The organism is Clostridium sp. 19966 (assembly GCF_032335695.1).
In the GTDB taxonomy this organism is placed as follows: Bacteria; Bacillota; Clostridia; order Clostridiales; family Clostridiaceae; genus JACTOJ01.
Map to the genome: position 1 here is coordinate 81,009 of NZ_JACTOJ010000007.1, position 21,171 is coordinate 102,179.

The 21,171-nt window shown below is 32.6% G+C and carries 20 protein-coding genes; 2 read left to right on the forward strand and 18 right to left on the reverse strand.

From position 1 onward, the window contains the following. Positions 1–34: 34 nt before the first annotated feature. The 8 genes from IAI10_RS09075 to IAI10_RS09110 all read right to left on the reverse strand — a co-directional run bounded on the left by IAI10_RS09075 (position 35) and on the right by IAI10_RS09110 (position 7,788). Positions 35–739 (reverse strand): M15 family metallopeptidase, encoded by a 705-nt coding sequence (locus IAI10_RS09075; protein ID WP_315672990.1) that lies wholly within the window; start codon positions 737–739, stop codon positions 35–37. A 107-nt stretch (positions 740–846) separates the two neighbouring features. After that, a complete protein-coding gene (locus IAI10_RS09080; protein ID WP_315672991.1) occupies positions 847–1,932 on the reverse strand; it encodes an endospore germination permease in 1,086 nt (361 codons plus the stop codon). 268 nt (positions 1,933–2,200) lie between these two features. After that, positions 2,201–3,370, reverse strand: coding sequence for a Ger(x)C family spore germination protein (locus IAI10_RS09085; protein ID WP_315672992.1), 1,170 nt, complete (start codon positions 3,368–3,370; stop codon positions 2,201–2,203). Positions 3,371–3,383: 13 nt separating this feature from the next. Beyond that, positions 3,384–4,991, reverse strand: coding sequence for a spore germination protein (locus IAI10_RS09090; RefSeq protein WP_315672993.1), 1,608 nt, complete (start codon positions 4,989–4,991; stop codon positions 3,384–3,386). A 52-nt stretch (positions 4,992–5,043) separates the two neighbouring features. Beyond that, positions 5,044–5,220 (reverse strand): hypothetical protein, encoded by a 177-nt coding sequence (locus IAI10_RS09095; RefSeq protein WP_315672994.1) that lies wholly within the window; start codon positions 5,218–5,220, stop codon positions 5,044–5,046. After that, positions 5,217–6,305: a GerAB/ArcD/ProY family transporter gene (locus IAI10_RS09100; RefSeq protein ID WP_315672995.1), complete on the reverse strand. Its 1,089-nt coding sequence runs from the start codon at positions 6,303–6,305 to the stop codon at positions 5,217–5,219. The genes IAI10_RS09095 and IAI10_RS09100 overlap by 4 nt, the downstream gene beginning before the upstream one ends. A gap of 145 nt (positions 6,306–6,450) precedes the next feature. Beyond that, complete coding sequence (locus IAI10_RS09105; RefSeq protein ID WP_315672996.1) at positions 6,451–7,122, reverse strand: DinB family protein; 672 nt, start codon at positions 7,120–7,122, stop codon at positions 6,451–6,453. Between the two features lie 30 nt (positions 7,123–7,152). Then, complete coding sequence (locus IAI10_RS09110; RefSeq protein WP_315672997.1) at positions 7,153–7,788, reverse strand: GyrI-like domain-containing protein; 636 nt, start codon at positions 7,786–7,788, stop codon at positions 7,153–7,155. Between the two features lie 234 nt (positions 7,789–8,022). Here IAI10_RS09110 and IAI10_RS09115 point away from each other — a divergent pair, with 234 nt between their 5' ends. Then, positions 8,023–8,430: an NUDIX domain-containing protein gene (locus IAI10_RS09115; RefSeq protein ID WP_315672998.1), complete on the forward strand. Its 408-nt coding sequence runs from the start codon at positions 8,023–8,025 to the stop codon at positions 8,428–8,430. A 13-nt stretch (positions 8,431–8,443) separates the two neighbouring features. Here the strand turns inward: IAI10_RS09115 and IAI10_RS09120 are convergent, their stop codons facing one another. The 10 genes from IAI10_RS09120 to tlp form a co-directional block, all read right to left on the reverse strand. Beyond that, positions 8,444–9,133 carry a GNAT family N-acetyltransferase gene (locus IAI10_RS09120; protein WP_315672999.1) on the reverse strand — a complete coding sequence of 230 codons (690 nt, stop codon included), beginning with the start codon at positions 9,131–9,133 and terminating at the stop codon, positions 8,444–8,446. A gap of 205 nt (positions 9,134–9,338) precedes the next feature. Then, positions 9,339–10,568, reverse strand: coding sequence for an NAD(P)-dependent oxidoreductase (locus IAI10_RS09125; RefSeq protein WP_315673000.1), 1,230 nt, complete (start codon positions 10,566–10,568; stop codon positions 9,339–9,341). Between the two features lie 287 nt (positions 10,569–10,855). Further along, a complete protein-coding gene (locus IAI10_RS09130; protein ID WP_315673001.1) occupies positions 10,856–11,992 on the reverse strand; it encodes a 5-methyltetrahydropteroyltriglutamate--homocysteine S-methyltransferase in 1,137 nt (378 codons plus the stop codon). Between the two features lie 102 nt (positions 11,993–12,094). Further along, positions 12,095–13,204, reverse strand: coding sequence for a 5-methyltetrahydropteroyltriglutamate--homocysteine S-methyltransferase (locus tag IAI10_RS09135; protein ID WP_315673002.1), 1,110 nt, complete (start codon positions 13,202–13,204; stop codon positions 12,095–12,097). Between the two features lie 19 nt (positions 13,205–13,223). Further along, positions 13,224–14,156, reverse strand: coding sequence for a LysR family transcriptional regulator (locus IAI10_RS09140; protein WP_315673003.1), 933 nt, complete (start codon positions 14,154–14,156; stop codon positions 13,224–13,226). Positions 14,157–14,185: 29 nt separating this feature from the next. Continuing rightward, entirely contained in the window at positions 14,186–15,241 is a 1,056-nt protein-coding gene (locus IAI10_RS09145) for an HD-GYP domain-containing protein (protein ID WP_315673004.1), read from the reverse strand. A 338-nt stretch (positions 15,242–15,579) separates the two neighbouring features. Further along, positions 15,580–17,454: a molecular chaperone HtpG gene (htpG, locus tag IAI10_RS09150; RefSeq protein WP_315673134.1), complete on the reverse strand. Its 1,875-nt coding sequence runs from the start codon at positions 17,452–17,454 to the stop codon at positions 15,580–15,582. Positions 17,455–17,703: 249 nt separating this feature from the next. Continuing rightward, on the reverse strand, positions 17,704–18,378 hold the full coding sequence (locus IAI10_RS09155) for a DUF5680 domain-containing protein (protein WP_315673005.1): 675 nt from the start codon (positions 18,376–18,378) through the stop codon (positions 17,704–17,706). A gap of 349 nt (positions 18,379–18,727) precedes the next feature. Further along, entirely contained in the window at positions 18,728–19,801 is a 1,074-nt protein-coding gene (locus IAI10_RS09160) for an iron-containing alcohol dehydrogenase family protein (RefSeq protein WP_315673006.1), read from the reverse strand. Positions 19,802–20,026: 225 nt separating this feature from the next. After that, positions 20,027–20,257 carry a small acid-soluble spore protein Tlp gene (gene tlp / locus IAI10_RS09165; protein ID WP_315673007.1) on the reverse strand — a complete coding sequence of 77 codons (231 nt, stop codon included), beginning with the start codon at positions 20,255–20,257 and terminating at the stop codon, positions 20,027–20,029. Between the two features lie 180 nt (positions 20,258–20,437). On the opposite strand from tlp, the gene IAI10_RS09170 reads away from it, so the two are divergent. Continuing rightward, the gene (locus IAI10_RS09170) at positions 20,438–20,896 is read left to right on the forward strand and encodes a peroxiredoxin (protein ID WP_315673008.1); all 459 of its coding nucleotides are present in this window, start codon (positions 20,438–20,440) and stop codon (positions 20,894–20,896) included. Positions 20,897–21,171: the final 275 nt, after the last annotated feature.

The window sequence follows — 21,171 nt, forward strand, 5'->3', positions numbered from 1 at the left end:
CAGTGTTGATTTTTACACTAATTTAAAACTTCCTTCAGTTCGGGAGGCTATTTTTTTGTTTAAGATATTCCTCCAAAACAAGTCCTTTGTCAAAAATATATTTAGCAGCATCAATGCCTACAAATCTAATATGCCATGGCTCATAATTATACCCAGTTGTTTCTTGTTTATTCAGTGGATATCTTATTATAAATCCAAATTTGTAACAATTTTTTGCTAGCCATCTTCCCTCTTTAGTCGTTTCAAAGCTGGTAGAATAATTTTTATTGGTTACATCCATGGCAAGGCCTGTTTGATGCTCACTATCTCCAGGCTTTGCCACATACTCTTCAGCATAGTCCTTACCATTCTTCTGCATTTCTTCCTTATACAAAGCTTTCTGAGTAGAATAAGATCTATATCCATTTACTCCATATAGAATTATTCCATCCTTACTAGCTGAATTAAATAAAGCTTCCAAAGCCTTAGCTGCTTCTTTTCTCATATGTTTCTCTTCATCCGCAGCAGTTTTATAAAAATTGATATTAACTTTCACTAAATCATTCGGTATGTAATTTGATGGTAACTGATTTTCCTTGTTTACTAATATTAAATTACTATCTTGGTTAATAACATGCATGTTTTTCTCATCATCACCCGATAGAATATTATTAAGTTGGTTACCAATAAGCAAAGCTAGTGGTAAAATAACCATGAAAAGTAATATTACTACTTTTATCATACTACATTTTTTCTTCATTAAAATACCTCCAAATAAATAGTCATAAAATGTTATAACTAAATTTTAGAGGCATTTTTTTAAGATATTTATAAATAAATCTTAAGAAACCTAAAGATTCACTTACATTAACTAGGTAATTTTCTCACATACATCACAACTAAAGTGACTATAGGTATGATAACTAAGGTTGGCAATGCTTGTATTGGGTATATATTAGAGGCATAATAAGAATAATCAGCTTGATTTTGGTTTACTAATAAGGCATAAACGGAGCTAATAGCACCTATGGGAATAATGAATATATTGTATTCTCTTAATTTGAACAATTGAGCCAGGCTTATAACAGAAGCATAATAAAATATAGAGGTCTTTAAAAATATAACAAACATTAATATTACACCTATCAGTATTTCTACCCGAGTAATAACTTCACCTATATTTATTAATTTTGCTACTTGATAGGAAGGTGCTATATCCATGCTTCCTAGTTCACCCAATACGCCTAGATTTCTTACAATTATTAAGAATGCATATACAAACCCAATTATTGCACCAATTATAGCTCCTTTTTTTATCTTACTTTTATCATTTGTACAGTTAAAAATCATTGTAAATACAAAAATCTCACCAAAAGGAATGCTGACAATTATATTTACACTTTGTATGAAATCTTTTAGATTTATTTGAAAAAGAGGAAGAAAATTGCTTAATTTCATTTGCTTAATGTTAAGTGCTGCAACCACTATATATATGAAAAAGCCTATAATTGCTATTATCGGAGCAATTCTAGCTATTACTTCTATGCCTTTTTCTACTGCATAAGCACATAATGCGGCCATAATTAATATAAATATTACTATATGTGTACCTGCAAAAAGATACGTGCTAAAAAAATCTGCTATATATCTTAAATTAACAATTACTATAAATGTGAAATATATTATATAATTAATAGATATTACTTTCCCTAGATATTTTCCATATACTATATCATTTATTTCTATGATATTCTTATCTGAGTATTTGCTTATTATGGAAAGGTATATTAATAATAATGCTAAGGTGAGTATTGAAGCAACAATACATATCCACCATATATTTTGCTTGGCAATTCCGCCAATAAAAGATACAGTAAGCGTAGCTGCCTGCAAAAGCCCTATAATCAAAAATGTTAATTGTGAAACAGAAATTATACCCTTTTCAATTTTCATAGCAACTTCTCCTATGGATTTATGTTAAAAATATTATTTATAATTTAGGTGTAATATATCCTTTACTAAATGCTGAATAGGTACTTCCGGACTTGGGGTGTGAATTCCCTGAGTAAATAGTATGCTAATAATAAAAGCCGCAGCTAAAAATACATAAAAAAACTTTAGTTCTCTGTAGTAGCATTTAATAATTAATTTTTTTGTTTCCATTACAGCAGAAATCAGAAAAAACACTATAATAGCTAATACCATTAAAAATCACCTCTTCTTATGATTCTCCCTTATAGGTGGCAGGCTTTGTTATTCTTCCAGATCTTCTTATATTTATATTTGCATCCACTTGAACCTCTATATTTTGAAAAATCTTACTCCAATTTGATTCCATTTTGGACCACTGTTTGGGATAGTGCTGATATATAATATCCCCAAATCCGAAGGTGTCTGCTTTTAACTGCTTTGATTTATCTACTGCAGACATAACCTCTTTTCTTACCTCTTCACTTGCCTTTTCTTCAAGCATATTAAATCCCTTAGGCGTACTTAAATCCTCTGAGGAAGTTTGTTCACCTAAATCGCACTCAGCTTCAATTTTAATGTTCATGGATACTATTCCATCCTTTATATTAGGTATTATTTTGCTCTTGGATTTTGTGACTTCTAGGACAGCTTCTTTCTCATCCTGTTTTGCATTTACTGTTATGATACCGTTTTTTACTCTGTTAACTCCCCATAATAACCCTCTGGTTTCTTTGTAATTTAGTTTGCCTACCATCTTACCTTTATCAAATACTGCAGATTCTGAAATAATAACGCCCTTATTTTTTTTCTCTTCATCTATCTCAATGATTGGTGCAATAGGCGCAGTGGTTTTACTTATAAGCTTAGAAGTAAATTCTCTTAAATCTACTGCTGGAACCTGGGATGCTTTTTGTTCATTTTTTATAAGTTCTCCTATGTTTCGTCCAGAAGTCATATCTAAGGAAGGCTTTACATCCAATATCTTATCCGCTTCTCCATTTGACACCAATATCCATACTAATATCCGTGTTTCTCTATTTCTCAAAAAAAAGTCGATATATTCTTCTATTCCGCTTTCAGCCATTTTGTTTCCAAATATTATAACCTGATTGTGTGAAAAAAACAGTTTTCTATTCATAACTCTATTAAAATCTTTTAATGCCCCAGATATGGTTTTACTTTCCTCTGTTAAATTTATAGAAGCATTTTCTGCTCCAGTAGTCCCACCTGACTTAGATGTAATATTAAAATTAGCTACTTTAGGCACTTGAACTGTAAGTTTTATTTTATTTTCTTCATTACTTTTATCCACTCCCACTCCAGTCACTATTGCCAGTTTATTTAATTCCTGTGCACTGGAGCAAGCTGTAAGATTAGCTATTATCAATATGCAAGCTATCAATTTAATATATCTTTTCATTGGTTTCTCCCTGCTAATTTGAATTTTTATTACTGGATGAGTTTGCTTCAAAGCCCTCTTCTTCCCTTGTGCTATTATGCCATCCTATCACTCTAGGTCTAGTATTCATCTTCCATAAAGGTGCTCTGAAAAAACTGTCTTTAATATCCTCATCAGTAAGAGGTGCCAATGGAGATAAATATGGTGAGCCAAAAGATCTTAGAGATACTATATGTACAAGAATAGCCAACATGCCTACTCCTACTCCAAAAATCCCTAAAGTCCCAGCTAATATCAAATACACTATTCGCAGGATAGCACACACATCCGTATATACTGGGACCACGAAACTAGCAATTGCTGTAAGAGCCACTACAATAACCATCAATCCACCTACTAAACCTGCCGAAACAGCAGCTTCACCTATTACTAGAGCTCCTACAATGCTAACCGCTTGACCAACAGGCCTTGGCAGCCTAACTCCAGCTTCCCTAAGTATTTCGAAAGTGATAACCATTAATCCAGCTTCCATTATTGCAGGGAAAGGGACTCCTTCTCTCCCTGCAGCCATTGTAAATAGCAGAGTTGTAGGTATTAATTCTTGATGGAAGGTTGTAAGCATAACATAGGTAGCAGGAGCCAATACGGTTATTTCAAAACAAATAAATCTTAAAGCTCTTAACATGCTTGCGAAAAACGGTCTTGAATAATAATCCTCAGCACTTTGAAAACCCTCTACAAAAAGCATGGGAACAGTAAGCGCAAAAGGAGTACCATCTACTAAAATGCAGACTCTTCCCTCCAGTATCTTAGCAGCGGCAGTATCTGGCTTTTCGGAATTTCCTATGGTGGGAAAAATAGATGATGAATCATCTTCTATAAATTGCTCAATATATCCAGATTCTAAGATTGCATCAGTGTTTATCTTTCTTAATCTATTTTTTACTTCAGTGACTAATTTAGGCTTTACTACCCCCTTAAGATAAATTAAACATACACTTGTATTAGTTTGCTTACCAATTTGCATAGTCTCAAAGGCAAGATTAGGATTTTTTATTTTTCTTCGAATCAACGCCATATTAGTAGCCATAGTTTCTGTAAAACCTTCTCTAGGCCCCCTTACCACAGCTTCTGTTTTTGGTTCCTCAACTCCCCTGCCCTCCCATGCCTTAGAATGTATGTCTATGGCCTCATTACAGCTTTCCATTAAAAAAATAGTATCACCAGATAAGCAAGCGTCAATTATTTCATTTATATAGCATATTCTTTTCACATTTCCTGCTGAAACCATGGTATTTTCTATGTAATCTAAGTTTTTAGAAAGAGATTTACTTACATTCCAAAGCTTCAAATCATACATTAAGGGCTTCATTATATTGTTATTAATCATCTGCTTATTAGACAAGCCTTCAAGGAATATTAGTGCACCATGCACTTGACTGTTTTCTCCAAAGTAGAATTCCCTATAGATTATATCTGTACTATTTCCAAGTATATCTTTAAGCATTACTAAGTTCTGCTTCAAATCTGTTGATAGTTTTATGCCCTTTCCATTAGAATTATCATTCCTATAATCAAAGCGCTCCTCGTTTTCTCTTTTTAACTTAAAAAAATTTATTTTTTTATACAAATATCTAAACATAAAACATACCTGCCTTTAATTTATATCATTAATATTTCTTAACAGATTAATACTATTCTTTCTTACCATCAGCTTTATTATTAATCTTGACTCCTAAAATCAATAATAGAAGCTGCATTGCGAAATATAATATTAATATACATGTATACACCAATGCAGATATAACCATGAAAGCTGCGTACCACCCTCTTCCTTCCAATAGGGTCTTAAAGTATTCTAATATTTTCATCCTTGTTTTGCCCTTCTTTTCTTTATCCAAAGTATACCAATCAATAAAAGTGGAAATAGATTTGAGTAATAAATTGCAAAATTATTAATATCAAAAGGAAACATCCATTTATGATATGCATAACTTGGTTCAAATTTTATAGAGAATACTAACAATATTAAATGAAACACTACTACAGTTACTTTTCTATTTTTTATATTAAATATAGTGTTTATCCCCATTATAGTTCCCCCAGCATAAGTGCATATTTTAAAAAATCCACCTAAGAATATAATTGTTACTCCAACTGCATCAATATTAGTTATTATGTCTCCTATATTGACAAGCCTTATGGCTTCCACCAAGGGTATAGTTGCTATAGAAGCGTACTTAGCTCCAAGTGACAATATAATAACAATTGTAGAACAGCATAGAATTATTCCAGACAGCAAAATAACTAGCAGCATAGTTTTACTTACTTTTTCTTTTCTATTTGCTAAGTTAAAATACATATTAAATACTAAGCTTTCTCCAAAGGGGAACATGACTACTTCTGGTACAGCTTTAATTATAGGTTTCAAGCCTCCAGCAAAAAATGGAGTAATATTTTTCAAATCTGCATTTTTTGAAATAAATATAAGAATATAAGAAGTAATAAGAAAAATCACTATGATTGGAAGGAGTATTTCACTGGCTCTAGCTAAACTTTCAATTCCTTTAGTAAGTGTATATGCACTTACTAATGAAATCAGAGAGCATATCAAAATCAGAGAAGTATTTGGCAGAGTAGTTATTATTATGAGTTCACCAAATTCTCTAAGATTTCTCGCAGAATGCCAAAACCACTCGCAGCAGTATAAAACAGCTAATGGAGTTCCAAGCTTACTTCCCAGTATCTTAATTATTATTTCAGAGTAATTATTATTAGGAAAGTTGTTTTGCAGTTTAGTATAAATCCAGGTAGATGCTATTCCTATAAGGGTAGCTAGTATAATAACCAACCATGCATCCTGTTTTGCTTCAATCCCTAATACAAAAATAGTTGTACTTCCTATCTCAAAAGCTAAAGCTAAGGTAAATAACTGATGACTGCTTATTCGTACCATATATAATTCCTTCTTAACACATATATTCTGTAAAATATATATCAATATCTATTTTTAACAATATAATATAAAAATATGTATACATAAAAAAGGAATCCCTGTAGAATTCCTTTTCTTAACCAAATGTTTTCAATTTCACTCTTTTTTAAAATTTAGCTTTTTTAGCTCTCATATTTTCATTTAAATGCACTACATGGTGCCTTGTAACAGGCATGAATAAAATTCCAGCCACATCTTTTTTACCCCAAAAATCTATAAGCCAGTTAGCACTAGGCAAATTTGCTACGGCCTTCTCATCCATAACCCTCTCAAGCCTTTCCTTGGGTATTTTTCGCTCGAAATCCCCAAATCTCAGACCTCTTATTATTTCCTCAGACCTTTTTCCAACAGCTATCCTATAATTTTTTAATTCATTTATGTTTATATTTTTACTAAACTCAAGTATCTCTTCTGAGCTTAGCTCATTTCCCGTATCGCATATGGAAGCATTGATTCTTTCAAGCCAATTATCTTTATTTATAACTTGCACCCCATCTGCTACTAATATGTTCATAGTTATATCTTCTATTCTTGAAGAATGCCATATTCCATACGCTATGGTTCTTCCTTTTTCATTGACAGCTCTTCTAACTCTGTCTTCCTCAAGCCCCTGCCACAGCTCGTCTTCAAAAGTATGCTCTTTGGTATCAGACATTTCCCCAGGAAAAACCATGGAGTGTAGTTCCAAAAATAAATTTATAGCATTATCAAACTCTTCTGTTGTTTTCACAATGGTTTTTAGATATTTTAATTTGTCATTCCACTCCTTTAAATCCACACTTCTCACCACTTTTCTCTTTCATTATTTCTAATCTATTTTTTCCACTGGATGTCTTAAAACAGTCTTTAAGCTGTCTGAGGCTGTTCTTCTTGGATCTGATAGATATATTTCGTGATGCTTTCTTATTTTTCCTGTAGCATCCTTCAAATTATTTTCTTCCATGTACTTCCTCATAGTGCCTAGAGAAGCTGGCTCTGCAGAATATGGTCCCACATGGAGCATTTGTACACAATCACCTTCATTAAAAGCTTCAAATCTAACCCCAGATAAATCTATCTCAGGTTTCTTATTTTTACATTCTTCTAGCGCTGCCTTAAATATTTCCTCTGTAACAAATTCGGGTTGCCTTATCATAGAGGTCCAAAGCCAATTCTCTCTTTTGTCAAAAGAAAATTCCTTTCCTTCTATCCACCATAATCCTTCCAAAGGCGGAACTACATAATCGAAATAATCTTCTTTTCTAATGAAAGGATTTCTGCTCATTTTAATTGTAAAAGCCACTGAATAAAGTGCTGGTATAGCCGCCTGATATTCTTCTCCATTGGGGTCACCTTTACCATCCAGCATTATAAAATTCATTGAAGGTACATTCACCAAGGAAGGTCTAACCTTAGGCAAATATAAATCCTTAAATTCTTTTTTATAATCAAACTTTTCTCCCATACAAATTCAACTCCTTATAATAATCATAACTATATATCAATACTACCAAACAAAATATGACAACAGCACTTCATATTAAAAAGCTATGTTTTAAGAGAATGTTGATAAAGGCTTTGATGGCTCTAAAACTCTAAGGATTGTTTTAAATCAGTGCTTACTGTGGTTTGCCAATTATAAGTTTATAGGTTACTATATAAATTAATTACATAAGATTTTAGCGATGAGGTGAATGCTATGGAATGTCATGCATGTGAATTGAATTCTTTAAAAAAATATAAATACGTGGTTATAATAGCTAAACTCAATGATAAATGGCTTTTGTGCAAACATAAAAAAAGGACTACCTTTGAAACAGCTGGTGGACACATAGAATTAAATGAAACTCCTTTAGAGGCTGCAAAGCGAGAATTATTTGAAGAGACTGGTGCTGTCTCCTACGACATAAAACCTGTATTTGACTACTGGGCTGGAGATGATGATTCCACTGGATATGGGATGGTGTTTTTTGCCCATATAAAAGAACTCGGAGAATTGCCTGAAAGTGAAATGGAAAGAGTTGAGTGCTTTGATGAGCTGCCTGAAAATCTCACTTATCCAGCTATAACCCCTGTTTTATTTAAGCACTTTAAGGATAACTTCTAAGTACAAGGCTTTCTTATTTAGAAAGCCAATAAACCTTACTTACAGAAAGCTCAAAGCCTAAGCTTTCCTGAAGCTTTCTTGATACACTATTTCCTTCAACTACTTGTCCATATACGTATCTTCCATGTTCCAGCGCTTTGTTTGCAGCTGCTGCCTGCAAGGCTTTGCCTATGCCTCTTCCTCTATACTGCGGCAGCACTTCCAGCATACCTATAGAACCTTCCATATGGGTTCCTATGAAACCGCATAGCTTGCTATCGAGGAAGGCGCCTTCCATTGCACCAGCCTTTATTCTTCTTTCTACATATCCGCTGGAGCATAAGTCCTTACCCGAATAATTATTTTCAATTTCTTCTATGTATTCTTCTGTGAGAGTTTTTATTTGAATATCCATGTTTTCTATCTCTATAGCTTTTTTATTTGTGTATACAGAATTATAGCAGGGAGTTTCTCTAGTAAAATTAAATTTATCTATTAACAGATCATTATAAAATTTCTGATGGGATACTATTTCTTGAACATCCTCTGCTATTTTTTCTATGATTAATTTAGCTGTTTTTATCTCCTCAGTAGACATCATATAAATTTTTGATACTTTATCATATATAAGGGTTCCTTTTTCCGAGGAAAAAATTACATCCGCTGTATTTTTTCTTATGCACTCCAGCATATCCACATTTAGCAAAAAGTTATTTTCCAGCATATTTTTCTTGTCTCCTTACATTCGCATAATTAAGTTCACCTTGAAAATTTATAATAATCAGCACTTTCCAAAATAAACTCTTATTTAAATCCTTAGTAATATGTCTTTAGTTTATATTTATATTCCATTCTTGGCAAGAATAAAGTTTATCCACGTAAAAAGCTGAACTAAAATAGATTTAGTTCAGCAAATTTTATAATTTCAATTAATTGTTTTTACAGTATTCATCAATAGTATCAGCAACTATTTTTGCTTTTGCTACTGCTTCAACTACGGTCTTGGCACCTGTAACTACATCTCCTGACGCAAAGGTTCCTTTTTTAGTGGTATTTCCTTTTTCATCAGTTATAACTAATCCATATTTGTCCGTATTAAGTTCTGTAGTATTTGATACTATATTAGTCCTTGGATTTTGGCTAACTGCAATGATTACTGAATCACAGGAGAAAAATTCTTCTTTTCCAGCCATGATTTTTGTTTCTATTCTCCCTGTAGCTTCATTTACTACATTCTCAGTTGCATCCAGCTTTATTCCTTCTTCTGTTATTTCCTTAGGCGCTTTAAATAAATAAAATTCTACGCCATCTTCTTTGGCTTCTGCTATTTCTTTTTTAGTAGCCGGCATATTTTCCAAGCCTTTTCTATATATTATAGTAACTTCAGCACCATTTCTCTTAGCAGTTCTAGCTGCATCCATTGCCACATTTCCTGCTCCTATTACTACAACCTTTTTTCCTAGTCTATATACGCTAGGAGACTTTAAATAATCTATGGCATAATGTACATTTCCTAAGGTTTCGCCCTTTATATTTAAAGGTTTAGGATTCCATACTCCAGTACCGATAAATACCGCTTTATATCCATCCTCTAAAAGTCTATCTATCCCTATGACTGGTCCAATTAGAGTATTTGGTCTTATCTTAACTCCTAAGCTGATTAATTTTTCTTCAAAGGTATCAATAAAATCCTTACCCAATCTATAAGCTGGTATTCCATATCTTAAAACTCCACCTATTTTATCATGTGAATCAAAAATAGTTACTTTATATCCTTTTCTGGCAAGTATAAAAGCTACAGTTATACCTGCTGGTCCACCACCAACAATGGCTATTCTATCATCTTTCTTAGGTATGTTTTCAAATTCAACACTCTTTAAATATTCCTTAGATATCTCCTCTTCTATCTTAAAGAAATCTATAGGTGCACTCTTTACTCCCCTCACGCAATGCCCATTGCATTGATCTTCATGTGGACAAACTAAAGCACACACCACGGAAAGAGGATTGTTGTCAAATAGTATTTCTCCTGCTTCCTTAAGCTTTCCTTCTCTGTAAAGATCTATAATCTCCGGAATAGGAGTATTTATAGGGCAGTTCTTTCTGCACATAGGATTTTTACATAGTAGACATCTGTTAGCTTCATCCAATAAATTCATTTTATTTCCCTCTCTTTTAAATTAAAGTATACCCTAATTAAAATTGTACAAACTTAAAATATCTATAGAAATTGTAGCCGATTATAAAACATAAGTAAAGCCTTAATATAGATAATTGCAATTCGTAATATGAAATTTTTTAAACAGTTAATAAGTAAAAATTAAAAAGTAAGAGCGAACAGTGAAGAGTTTATGTAAGAAATCGTCTTTGGGAGAAGCCGATTTTAATCATAACTTTTAACTCTTACTTATTCTCTCTTACTTATTACTTATAATCTTAATGGTTTTTACTTCCAAATTTCATCTGCAATTTCTTTAATGAATCTTAATTTATTCCACTGCTGCTCTTCCGTCAGAATATTGCCTTCTTCTGTTGATGCAAAGCCGCACTGGGGACTTAAGCAAATATTATTTATATTCACATATTGAGAAGCTTCTTCTATGCGTTTAACGATCTCTTCCTTATCCTCAAGCTGGCCAATTTTAGAACTTACAAGTCCAAGCACCACTTGTTTTTCTCCTATATACCTTAAAGGGTTAAAATCGCCAGCTCTATCTGTATCAAATTCCAAGTAAAATCCATCTACGTTAACTCCGCCAAATAATATCTCTGCTATAGGTTCATAACCGCCTGAAGCAGCCCAGGTAGAATGGTAATTTCCTCTACACACATGCATAGTAATCACCATATCACTTGGATGATCTTTTATAGCCTCATTATTTACACGAGCATGAAGCTTGGCTATATCTTCTATGCTCACACCTTCCTGTTGTCTAGCCTCCCAATACTTCTTGTCGCAAAACATTCCCCAAGTACAATCGTCTAGCTGAAGACTTCTGCAGCCAGCATCGTAAAAAGCCTTTATTGCCTTTCTGTAAGCTGCAGCTATATCTGCCACTAAATCTTCTATATTTTTATATATTGCTCTAGTTTTGTCCTTGTTTTCAGCTCTCTGAAGCTCTGACAAAAACTGTGCTGGAGCTGGTACGCTCTGACGCGCTATCACATCATCTCCAGCTATGCTCTTCAAGAACTTATAGTGCTCTACAAAAGGATGATTTGAAAAATCTATTTTTCCAGTTAGTCCTGCAGTTTCAGCTCTAGTCTCAAGTCCATTAAATCTATAACCTTGTTCAATAACAAGCTTTTCTACTCCATCCAAACCCCACATAAAATCAAGGTGCCACCAGGATCTCCTGAACTCCCCGTCCGTTACCGCCTTTAGCCCCACAGCTTTTTGCTTTTCTACCAATTTTACAATCTCTTTATCCTCTATTTGCTTCAAAGCTTCCTCGGATATTTCACCATTTTTAAAAGCCTGGCGGGCATTTTTTAGTTCTGCCGGTCTTAAAAAGCTTCCAACTATATCATATCTAAAAGGTGTCTTATTCCTTTTCACTGCATTTTCAAATACCTTACTCATTGTCTTTTCTCCTTATTCTCAAATCTTAATTTACATTAATCATAGCACAAGCAGCCTAAAGCAAGGTAACTCCAAAAAACTATGACCTGCTATAGCTATTAACTATAGCAGGTCATTCCAAACTTCATTAGCAGTATCTATTACAAGTTTAACTTTATCCCATTGTTCTTCCTCAGTTATTAGATTTCCCTCTTCTGTTGATGCAAAGCCACACTGGGGACTTAGGCAAAGGTTTTTTATATCCACATACCTAGCCGCCTCTGAAATTTTTGCTTTTATATGCTCCTTGCTTTCCAAGCCGCCATGCTTAGTGGTTATGAGCCCCAAAGCTACAAATTGATTTTTAATAAACCTTAAAGGAGCGAAGTCTCCCGAACGCTCATCGTCATATTCAAGAAAAAAGCCATCCACATTTACCTTACCAAAAAGCTCTTTAGCTACAGGTTCATATCCTCCAGAAGCAAACCAAGCTGACCTTAAATTTCCTCTGCATACATGCATTGCTATGAGCATATCTTCTGGACATTCCTTGATACTTTCATTAATTAATGAACTATATTCTTTAGCCAGTGTATCTGGATCGATTCCTTTGCTTTTGAAATGTTGTCTATGTCTTTCGCTGCAAAGTGTTCCCCAGGTAGTATCATCTAACTGTATATATCTGCAGCCGGCAGCATAAAAATCCTTCAATGCCTCACTATAAACCTTAACTATATCACTGAATAGTTCTTCATTATCTCTATATGCTTTGTTTTCATTATTGCTTATCACAAAATGAAACAGAGACGGAGCTGGAATAGTAAATTTAGGTATGCATTCCCCTGCTATACTTTTAAGATACTTGAAGTCTTCCAGCATTGGGTGGATTTCATAGTAAATCTTATCCTTGATTCTAACGGTTTCTGCCTTAGTTTTGGGGCTTTTAAAATTTATCCCTTGGTTTAAGCTTATCTTTTCTACACCTTTAATCCCTTTAAAAAAATCCAGATGCCACCAAGATCTTCTAAATTCCCCATCAGTCACTGCTTTAAGCCCTATTTGTTTTTGCTTCTCCACCAGCTTCATAATTTCTATATCTTCAATTTGCCTAAGCCTTGAAGCCGTAATATTTTTATTCTCATATTCAAAACGAGCAGCTTTTATTTCCTCCGTACGAAGAAAACTTCCTACTATATCATAGTGAAAGGGAAGCTTCTTAATTTTCTTTTCCAAATTAAACCCCTCCCTTAACTTAAAGCAAACAATTATTTAAATCAAAATAATTAGATGAAACTACATCATTCAATATCTCTATATACCTTATAGCAGCTTTTTTAAGTTTTATATCTTTATGCGTGATCCATCCTATAGTAACAATTGGAGTATCTTCTATCAATATAGACTTTATTCTATCACCATTTAAAGCTGGAACAACGATGCCAGTACCTACTGTATAACTATTAGTTCCAATTAATAAATTTGATAAGGTAGCTCTGTCTGTTACCTTTATACTCTTAGACGGTATATTTATATTCACCATCTCTTCAGAGAAATACAGGGGAGAACTATTTCCTTGATCAAAGACTATATAAGGAAATTCTACAAGTTCATCTAAACTTACGCTTTCCCTATCAGCTAGTGGATGCTGATCACCTATAAAAATATGAGGATTTGTATTAAACAATGGAGTATACCTTAAGTTATTGTCGCTGAAAATTTTGTTCATAATTTTTGCATTTGTATCACTAAGCTGCAAAATTCCTATATCACTGCGCAGGTTTTTCACATCTTCTATGATTTCATAAGTTCGCATTTCTTTTAGCTTAAACTCATATTCGCTATAAGCTCTTTCATTGATTAAATTAATAAGAGCCTCCGCGATAAACGCATAATGCTGAGCAGCTATAGAAAACCTTATAGGCTTTCTGTTGCTTCCATGATATCTATTTTCTATAAATTCTGTCTGCTCCAATACCTGTTTGGCATACAATAAAAATTCAGCTCCCTCTTCAGAGATGCTGATTCCTCTGTTAGTACGTTCAAATATTGATATTCCAAGTTCTTCTTCCAAATCTCTTATAGAATTCGAAAGGCTTGGCTGGGAGATAAATAAATGTTTTGCCGCTTCATTCATGGAACCGCAATTAGCTATCTCTATAACATATTTAATTTGCTGAAGCGTCAAAATATCACCCCTTTAATGCAAGCTATATTTTAATTATATATATCTGTGATACATAATTCCTTATTTGCTCTAAAATCGATAAATTCATCATCAATCCTTACTATAGGATATAATATATCTTTAGGAGGTATGTACACTATTTCTCCTTCTTTTTCATTATTAAGCTTAACTTTCATTCCAATGTAATAAACAGATACCTTTTCCATAAAAGTATGCATTATTTTTATATCAAACAGCTTTAATCCCTCTGAAGAAAACATTTTAAAGGCACTGAACGGAGTAGTTTTCCTCTTATATACACGATTACTTGTCATAGCATCAAATACATCTGCTATAGCAATAATCTTGGCAAAAGTAGGAATTTCTTCAGCTACCTTTCCAAAAGGATATCCAGATCCATCTGTTCTCTCATGATGCATCAATATTGACTGCTTCACATTTCTGCATATCTCATCACAATCATTAATAATATCATATCCAAAAATAGTATGTTTTTTCATCTCGTCAAATTCGCTGCTAGATAATCTTCCAGGTTTGTTTAAAATTTCGTTAGGAACTTTCATCTTTCCTATATCATGGAGCAATGCAGCTTTTATGATTTCCAAAATTTCATCCATGCTCATATTCATCCATTTTGCTGTAAGCATGCAATAAAAAGCCACATTTAAGCTGTGAGAGTAAGTGTATTCATCCGTTTCTCTAAGTGAAGTAAGGCATTGAACTATATAAGTGCTATTTTTCAAATTTTCAGATATAGATTCAGCTAATTTTCCAATTGTATCATAATCCACTTCATTTTTCGTAACCAAATCTTTAAAAATATCCCTTATAGCATTTATATACAATTTATATTGTTGTGTCAAACTAGATAATATAATACTTGAATCCTCTAAATTAAGATCTTCCTGCAAATTATATGTACATATTTTGTAAATTCCATTATCCCTAAGTTTATCAATAATGTAATTATTTAGTAAAGTATCTTTTCCTAAAAGCTTTACTCCATTAATTAAAATATCTTCCGCTATAATGTCTCCTGCTTTACAGCTAATAACTGGTTTACTTTGCTTTAGAGCTTCAATCATATGCTACACCTCTCCAAATTCAACAAATAATATCAAATTTAAATTGTTTTTATAATTATATATATTTTTATATTTAAAATGATATCATATATATTGGAAATATACTACCCATTTTTTAACTCATACAAAGAAAAATACATAAAATTGTAATATTATGTATTTTATATACTTACGCTTATATGACAACGTTGTCAATGTTTTAATATTAGCCTATACTTAAAAAAACTGGATTTCTACAATTTAAGAAACCCAGTTTTTTTAACTCAAGTAATATATTTATTTGTAATTATTTTAGAATCTGTTTTAAATCAGTGCTGATTCCCTCTTAAAACATAGCTTTATTTTATTAAGCTGCATACATCATTAGCAAATTGTACAGGGTCTTCTATAGTTAATCCCTCAATTAGTAATGCCTGATTGTATAATAAATTAGAAAGGAGCTTCAATCTATCCTTATCCTCAGCATAAGCCTGTTTAATAGAATTAAACACTTCATGACTTGTATTTATTTCAAGTATCTTATCTGCCTTGACATTATTATTATCGGGCATCATATTTAAAACTTTTTCCATTTCTACTGAAACTTCACCCTCATTAGATATACATACAGGATGGCTCTTTAATCTCTTAGAGGCTCTAACGTCTTTAACCTTGCCAGCTAAAGCTTCTTTCATGAAAGCAAATACGTCCTTATTTTCCTCTGTTTCCTTTTGACTTTCTTTTTCATCAGCCTCAAAGCCTAAATCTCCGCTGGACACGGACTTAAATTCTTTTTCCTTATATTTCATAAGCATTCTTATAGCAAATTCGTCTACATCATCTGTGAAATATAATATTTCAAAACCTTTATCCTTAACTACTTCAGTCTGAGGAAGTCTATCTATTCTTTCTACGCTTTCGCCAGAAGCATAATATATATATTTTTGATCTTCCTTCATGCGTGAAACATACTCATCAAGGCTTACCAATTTCTTTTCTGTAGAAGAATAGAACATTATAAGATCCTGTAAATCTTCTTTGTTCATTCCGAAGTCAGAATACACACCATATTTTAATTGTCTTCCAAAGCTCTTATAGAATTCTTCATATTTATCTCTTTCATCCTTAAGCATGGATAAAAGCTCGCTCTTTATCTTATCTTTTATTCTCTTAGCAATAAATTTAAGCTGTCTGTCCTGCTGAAGCATTTCTCTTGAAATATTTAAGGAAAGATCTGCAGAATCGACCAAACCTTGCACGAAGCTGAAATAATCTGGAAGTAAATCTGCACACTTCTCCATTATTAATACTCCGTTAGAATAAAGCTCTAAGCCCTTTTGAAATTCTTTTGTGTAAAAATCATAAGCAGGCTTAGCTGGTATGAATAATATAGTGTTGTAGCTTGCTAAACCTTCCACGCTGGCATGTATGGTCTTAAGAGGTTTATCGAAACCAAAATGTTTATCCATGTAGAATCTATCGTAATCTTCCTGAGTAAGCTCATTTTTGTTCTTTCTCCAGATTGGCACCATGCTGTTTAAGGTTTCATCCTCAAAATAATCCTCGTATTCCTTATCGCTGCCTTCTTTTAATTTACTCTTTTTTACTAACATCTTAATAGGATATTTTATAAAATCCGAATATTTTTTAATTAAGCTTCTAAGTTTGTATTCTTCCAAATAATCGCTATACTTCTCGTCCTCTGTATCAGCCTTCAGCTTTAGGATTATCTCAGTTCCTATTTCCTGTTTATCTAATTCCTCTATTTCATAACCTTCAGCGCCCTTAGATTGCCACTTGTAGCCTTGTGCTGAATCTATAGAACGGCTCTTTACGACAATTTCATCTGACACCATAAAGGCTGAGTAGAAGCCTACTCCGAATTGACCTATTATATCTACTCCTTCTTTTGCTTCACTTTCATTTTTAAAAGCAAAAGATCCGCTTTTAGCTATGGTTCCCAAGTTATTTTCTAATTCTTCCTTGGTCATTCCTATGCCTGTATCTGTAATAGTTACGGTTCTATCCTCTTGGTTTGCTGTTATTCTTATGTAAAAATCGTCCTTATTAAAGCTTACATTCTCATCAACTAGTGAGCGATAATAGCTCTTATCAATAGCATCACTGGCATTTGATATAAGCTCTCTCAAAAATATTTCCTTGTTAGTGTAGATTGAATTAATCATTAAATCTAAAAGTCTCTTTGATTCTGCTTGGAACTCCTTTAAAGCCATTTTACCATGTCCTTTCTTATTAAATATTTTCAAAATAAAACCACGCCCAGAATTGTAATGGCGTGGTTATTGTACTTAAATAAGCCGCTGCTACTACTTTTCTGTTCAATTAAATAGCATTATAGCAAGCATTAAGATTCTTGTTATTAGCACTCTTAACTATTGAGTGCTAACTTTATTTTATCAATTATTTTTTCTTTGTCAATATGTATTTTTAACAATTTAAGGTTTCCACACCAAAGTACAACTTTAGATGCTTCCTCCATGAAAAAAACATTCATACACCTTTATATCTGCATAATAAATTTCCTCATAGCCTTGAAACCATTCCATATCTCCAGTAACAATGCAGTGATATTTATAATCTCCATTTTCGTATATAGCCGGCCCCCTATAAGGTCTTTCTTTACTCGAAAGCTTTAAGGCTTCTTTTAGGAACTTTCCAGAAAACCCTTCTGCTACTATTCTTCCTACATAATTCATTGCCCATATTGGGTCACCCTCCTTCCAAACTGCCTCTTCTCCAGCAAACTTTTCTCCTCCTAGATAAGTATCTATATATTTAAACCTTCCCTCAGAATATTGAAAATCCTTAGATTTAGGCCTTGAACTTTCAGCTTCGTTCATTTCTCCTGCATAAGTGGCCTTCTTAGCTCTACACAAAAATTCCAGCATGGCATCATCTATTTTATTAATTGATTCTGCTTTATTTTCTTCACATTTCTTTTGAAAATCCTTTAACAAATTATCTATAGTTATATTAAAAAGCTTGCTGATGGAAATAATTTTATCTATTTCAGGATAGGACTGTCCGCTTTCCCACTTTGCCACAGCCTGCCTGGATACTCCTAATTTTTCTGCTAAATCCTCCTGTGAAAATCCTTTATCTTTTCGTAGCTTCTGTAATTTTTCCTGAAAACTCATTTAAATCACCTCTGCTTAAAGTATACCAATATATATTTGCTGTTTCTATAAAGCAAAATTTGCAAATTTGACAACCTAGAGTTGCAATAAAAAACTGCTACAGAACTACTCCAAAAACATTGAAGCTGTAGCGAAATTACGTCAATTATAAGCATATCTGTAGATAAAACGGTAGAAAAAGGAAACTAGCTATCTTGATATCGCGATAGCTAGTTATATAGATAAGTAAAAATAAAGGTAAAAAAAATCGACTCACAAAGAGACGATTTCCTCAATAACTATTAATTTTTACCTCTTGCTTCTTAATTGGATAGAATAAATAATCTCTTTGCGACAGCTCCTTGCAACGCTATAAAGTATATTCCTCCAATTTTAAAATTGAAGCTTCTATCATTTCATAAGTAATTTTATAAGGCACATGAACTATATCTCCAGTTTCAAGGGCTTTATTAATTACTATAGGCAATTCATCCTCATTTACCTCTAAATCTGATAGCTTAGTAGGAAGTCCAACTCTTTTGCTAAACTCATATACTTTTTTTAATTCATCAAACTGTTTATCACACAGAAGCATAACTAAAACTCCATAAGAAACAACTTCTCCATGCAAATGATTTTTTTCAATCTGCTTTAACTGAGTCATACCATAGTATATCGAATGTGCTAAGCAGCTGTTGTAATCATTTATAACAAGATTTGATACAAGTCCTGTACTTATTATGATGTCTAGCGCTACCTGCTCTAACTCATAGCTGGCAACCTTATTTTCACAATCCTTCAGAGCTTGTTCACCATTTTTCAATAAAGGTTCGGTGCATATTCTGCTTATTTGAACTCCAAGAGCATTAAAATGCTCAAGCTCATCATTTCTAGAAGAAAAGGTACATTCATATTGTTTGCTTAAGGCATCCCCAATGCCAGCCCACAAAAATACCTTAGGTGCTTCTGCAATTATTTCAGTACATATGAAAGCATGATTAGCAGGTTTCTTTGGAAAATATAATTCCTTGAATACTCCTTCGCTGTCATACATAACACACACTGATGTACAGGCAGCACAATTAGATGCTATGGTAGGAAAGGTAAATATAGGCTTACCCAATTGATCAGCTAGTACCTTACAGGTATCTAATGCTCTTCCTCCGCCTACAGCAAAAATCATGTCTGCTTCAAGTACTACAGAATTGTTTTTTAGAAGTTCCACATTTTCATAGGAAGAATCTCCTCCATACCATAAGCTGTCGATTATCTCTAATGAAGTACCTAAAATTGATTCCTGAAGCTTCAGCTTTGCCTTTTCTAAAGCTGTTTTTCCTCCTATGACAACTATCTTTTTTCCAAAGTTAACACAAATTTTTTTGACTTCATCATAAGCATCTGTACCGACTGTATAACTTGGCAAAAAAACACTATAATTCCCCATATTAGCCCCTCTTTCGTTACTTAATATTACCATTCTAACATAATTGCGAATTTAATACCAATATTATCACAAAAATAAAAAATGCATATAAAATTCAAAGAATTTATACGCATTTTTTAATAAAGCTATATTTTAAAGTGATGTTGATATAGATTTATAATCGTTAAGAACCTGTAAGGATAATATCAACATTTTAAAACATATCCTCTCCAGCTAAGCGGAGCTTTAACATTTATATCCTCTTTTTTTAGCTATTGCTTCATCTTTTATTTCTACTCGCATTCCATCCAAAGCTTCTTGTCTTCTATCATTTTTTTCTTCTAAATCCTGTCTTGTTTTAGCATCATCTGTTTTTTCTATCATTTCATCTGTTAAATGAATATTTTCTATAGTATTACTTATGTTTCTTTGAATTCTATCCACATTGTCCCGTCTATCATCTGGTTTGCTTTTCATGAATCCACATCTCCTTCGTAAAAATTATTAAAGGTGTCTTCCTTTATTTCTTATTATGTTCAACAGTTTTTCTGATTATGCTTTTCTGTTTTTTCATAAATCAAATTTTTTTAAGCATATTGATAAATAATAATTATTATTATATAATAATTATAGTAATATTTTAAGGCGGTGATTTATATGGAAATTAAAGAAGGCATAAAGGCTCCTAATTTCACACTAATAGGATCTGATAAAAAAGAGCATTCCCTAGAAGATTATGCAGGTAAAAAGGTTGTATTATATTTTTATCCAAAGGATAATACTCCAGGCTGTACAAAGGAAGCGCAATGCTTTATAGACAATTTTGATGATTTTAACGATTTAAATGCTGTTATTCTAGGTGTTAGCCGTGACAGCCTAAACTCTCACGATAAATTTATTGATAAATTAAATATACCTTTTGTTCTTCTTTCAGATGAAAAGGAGGAAGTATGTAATCTCTATGAGGTATTAAAAGAAAAAAATATGTATGGGAAAAAAAGTATAGGAATAGAAAGAAGTACCTTTCTAATAGATGAAACTGGCATAGTATTTAAAATATACAGAAAAGTTAAAGTAGATGGTCATATAGATGATATCCTAAGCAGGCTAAAGTAATTCTTTGAAATCTACATATAAAAAACAGAACTATTTTTTATGATAGTTCTGTTTTTTCATCTTCTCCGCTATTAAATCTAAATAGGATTTTTGCTAATTTTATACTTTTTTGCAATCGCATTTACTTATAAAATAAGTAAATGTTATATTAAGAAGTATTATTTTAAAATAATTTCAAATTTTAGTTACTTGTGAGGAGTGAAAATTATATGTTCGGATTCATCTTGATAGTTCTATATTTAGTGGTGCTGTTTTCTAGCATTAGGATATGTATA

What these genes read in the sequence shown, in the direction of transcription:
- IAI10_RS09075 (WP_315672990.1), bottom strand. Translation starts at nt 739, where the DNA reads ATGAAGAAAAAATGTAGTATGATAAAAGTAGTAATATTACTTTTCATG.
- IAI10_RS09080 (WP_315672991.1), bottom strand. Translation starts at nt 1,932, where the DNA reads ATGAAAATTGAAAAGGGTATAATTTCTGTTTCACAATTAACATTTTTG.
- IAI10_RS09085 (WP_315672992.1), bottom strand. Translation starts at nt 3,370, where the DNA reads ATGAAAAGATATATTAAATTGATAGCTTGCATATTGATAATAGCTAAT.
- IAI10_RS09090 (WP_315672993.1), bottom strand. Translation starts at nt 4,991, where the DNA reads ATGTTTAGATATTTGTATAAAAAAATAAATTTTTTTAAGTTAAAAAGA.
- IAI10_RS09095 (WP_315672994.1), bottom strand. Translation starts at nt 5,220, where the DNA reads ATGAAAATATTAGAATACTTTAAGACCCTATTGGAAGGAAGAGGGTGG.
- IAI10_RS09100 (WP_315672995.1), bottom strand. Translation starts at nt 6,305, where the DNA reads ATGGTACGAATAAGCAGTCATCAGTTATTTACCTTAGCTTTAGCTTTT.
- IAI10_RS09110 (WP_315672997.1), bottom strand. Translation starts at nt 7,788, where the DNA reads ATGGGAGAAAAGTTTGATTATAAAAAAGAATTTAAGGATTTATATTTG.
- IAI10_RS09115 (WP_315672998.1), top strand. Translation starts at nt 8,023, where the DNA reads ATGGAATGTCATGCATGTGAATTGAATTCTTTAAAAAAATATAAATAC.
- IAI10_RS09120 (WP_315672999.1), bottom strand. Translation starts at nt 9,133, where the DNA reads ATGCTGGAAAATAACTTTTTGCTAAATGTGGATATGCTGGAGTGCATA.
- IAI10_RS09125 (WP_315673000.1), bottom strand. Translation starts at nt 10,568, where the DNA reads ATGAATTTATTGGATGAAGCTAACAGATGTCTACTATGTAAAAATCCT.
- IAI10_RS09130 (WP_315673001.1), bottom strand. Translation starts at nt 11,992, where the DNA reads ATGAGTAAGGTATTTGAAAATGCAGTGAAAAGGAATAAGACACCTTTT.
- IAI10_RS09145 (WP_315673004.1), bottom strand. Translation starts at nt 15,241, where the DNA reads ATGATTGAAGCTCTAAAGCAAAGTAAACCAGTTATTAGCTGTAAAGCA.
- htpG (WP_315673134.1), bottom strand. Translation starts at nt 17,454, where the DNA reads ATGGCTTTAAAGGAGTTCCAAGCAGAATCAAAGAGACTTTTAGATTTA.
- IAI10_RS09155 (WP_315673005.1), bottom strand. Translation starts at nt 18,378, where the DNA reads ATGAGTTTTCAGGAAAAATTACAGAAGCTACGAAAAGATAAAGGATTT.
- IAI10_RS09160 (WP_315673006.1), bottom strand. Translation starts at nt 19,801, where the DNA reads ATGGGGAATTATAGTGTTTTTTTGCCAAGTTATACAGTCGGTACAGAT.
- tlp (WP_315673007.1), bottom strand. Translation starts at nt 20,257, where the DNA reads ATGAAAAGCAAACCAGATGATAGACGGGACAATGTGGATAGAATTCAA.
- IAI10_RS09170 (WP_315673008.1), top strand. Translation starts at nt 20,438, where the DNA reads ATGGAAATTAAAGAAGGCATAAAGGCTCCTAATTTCACACTAATAGGA.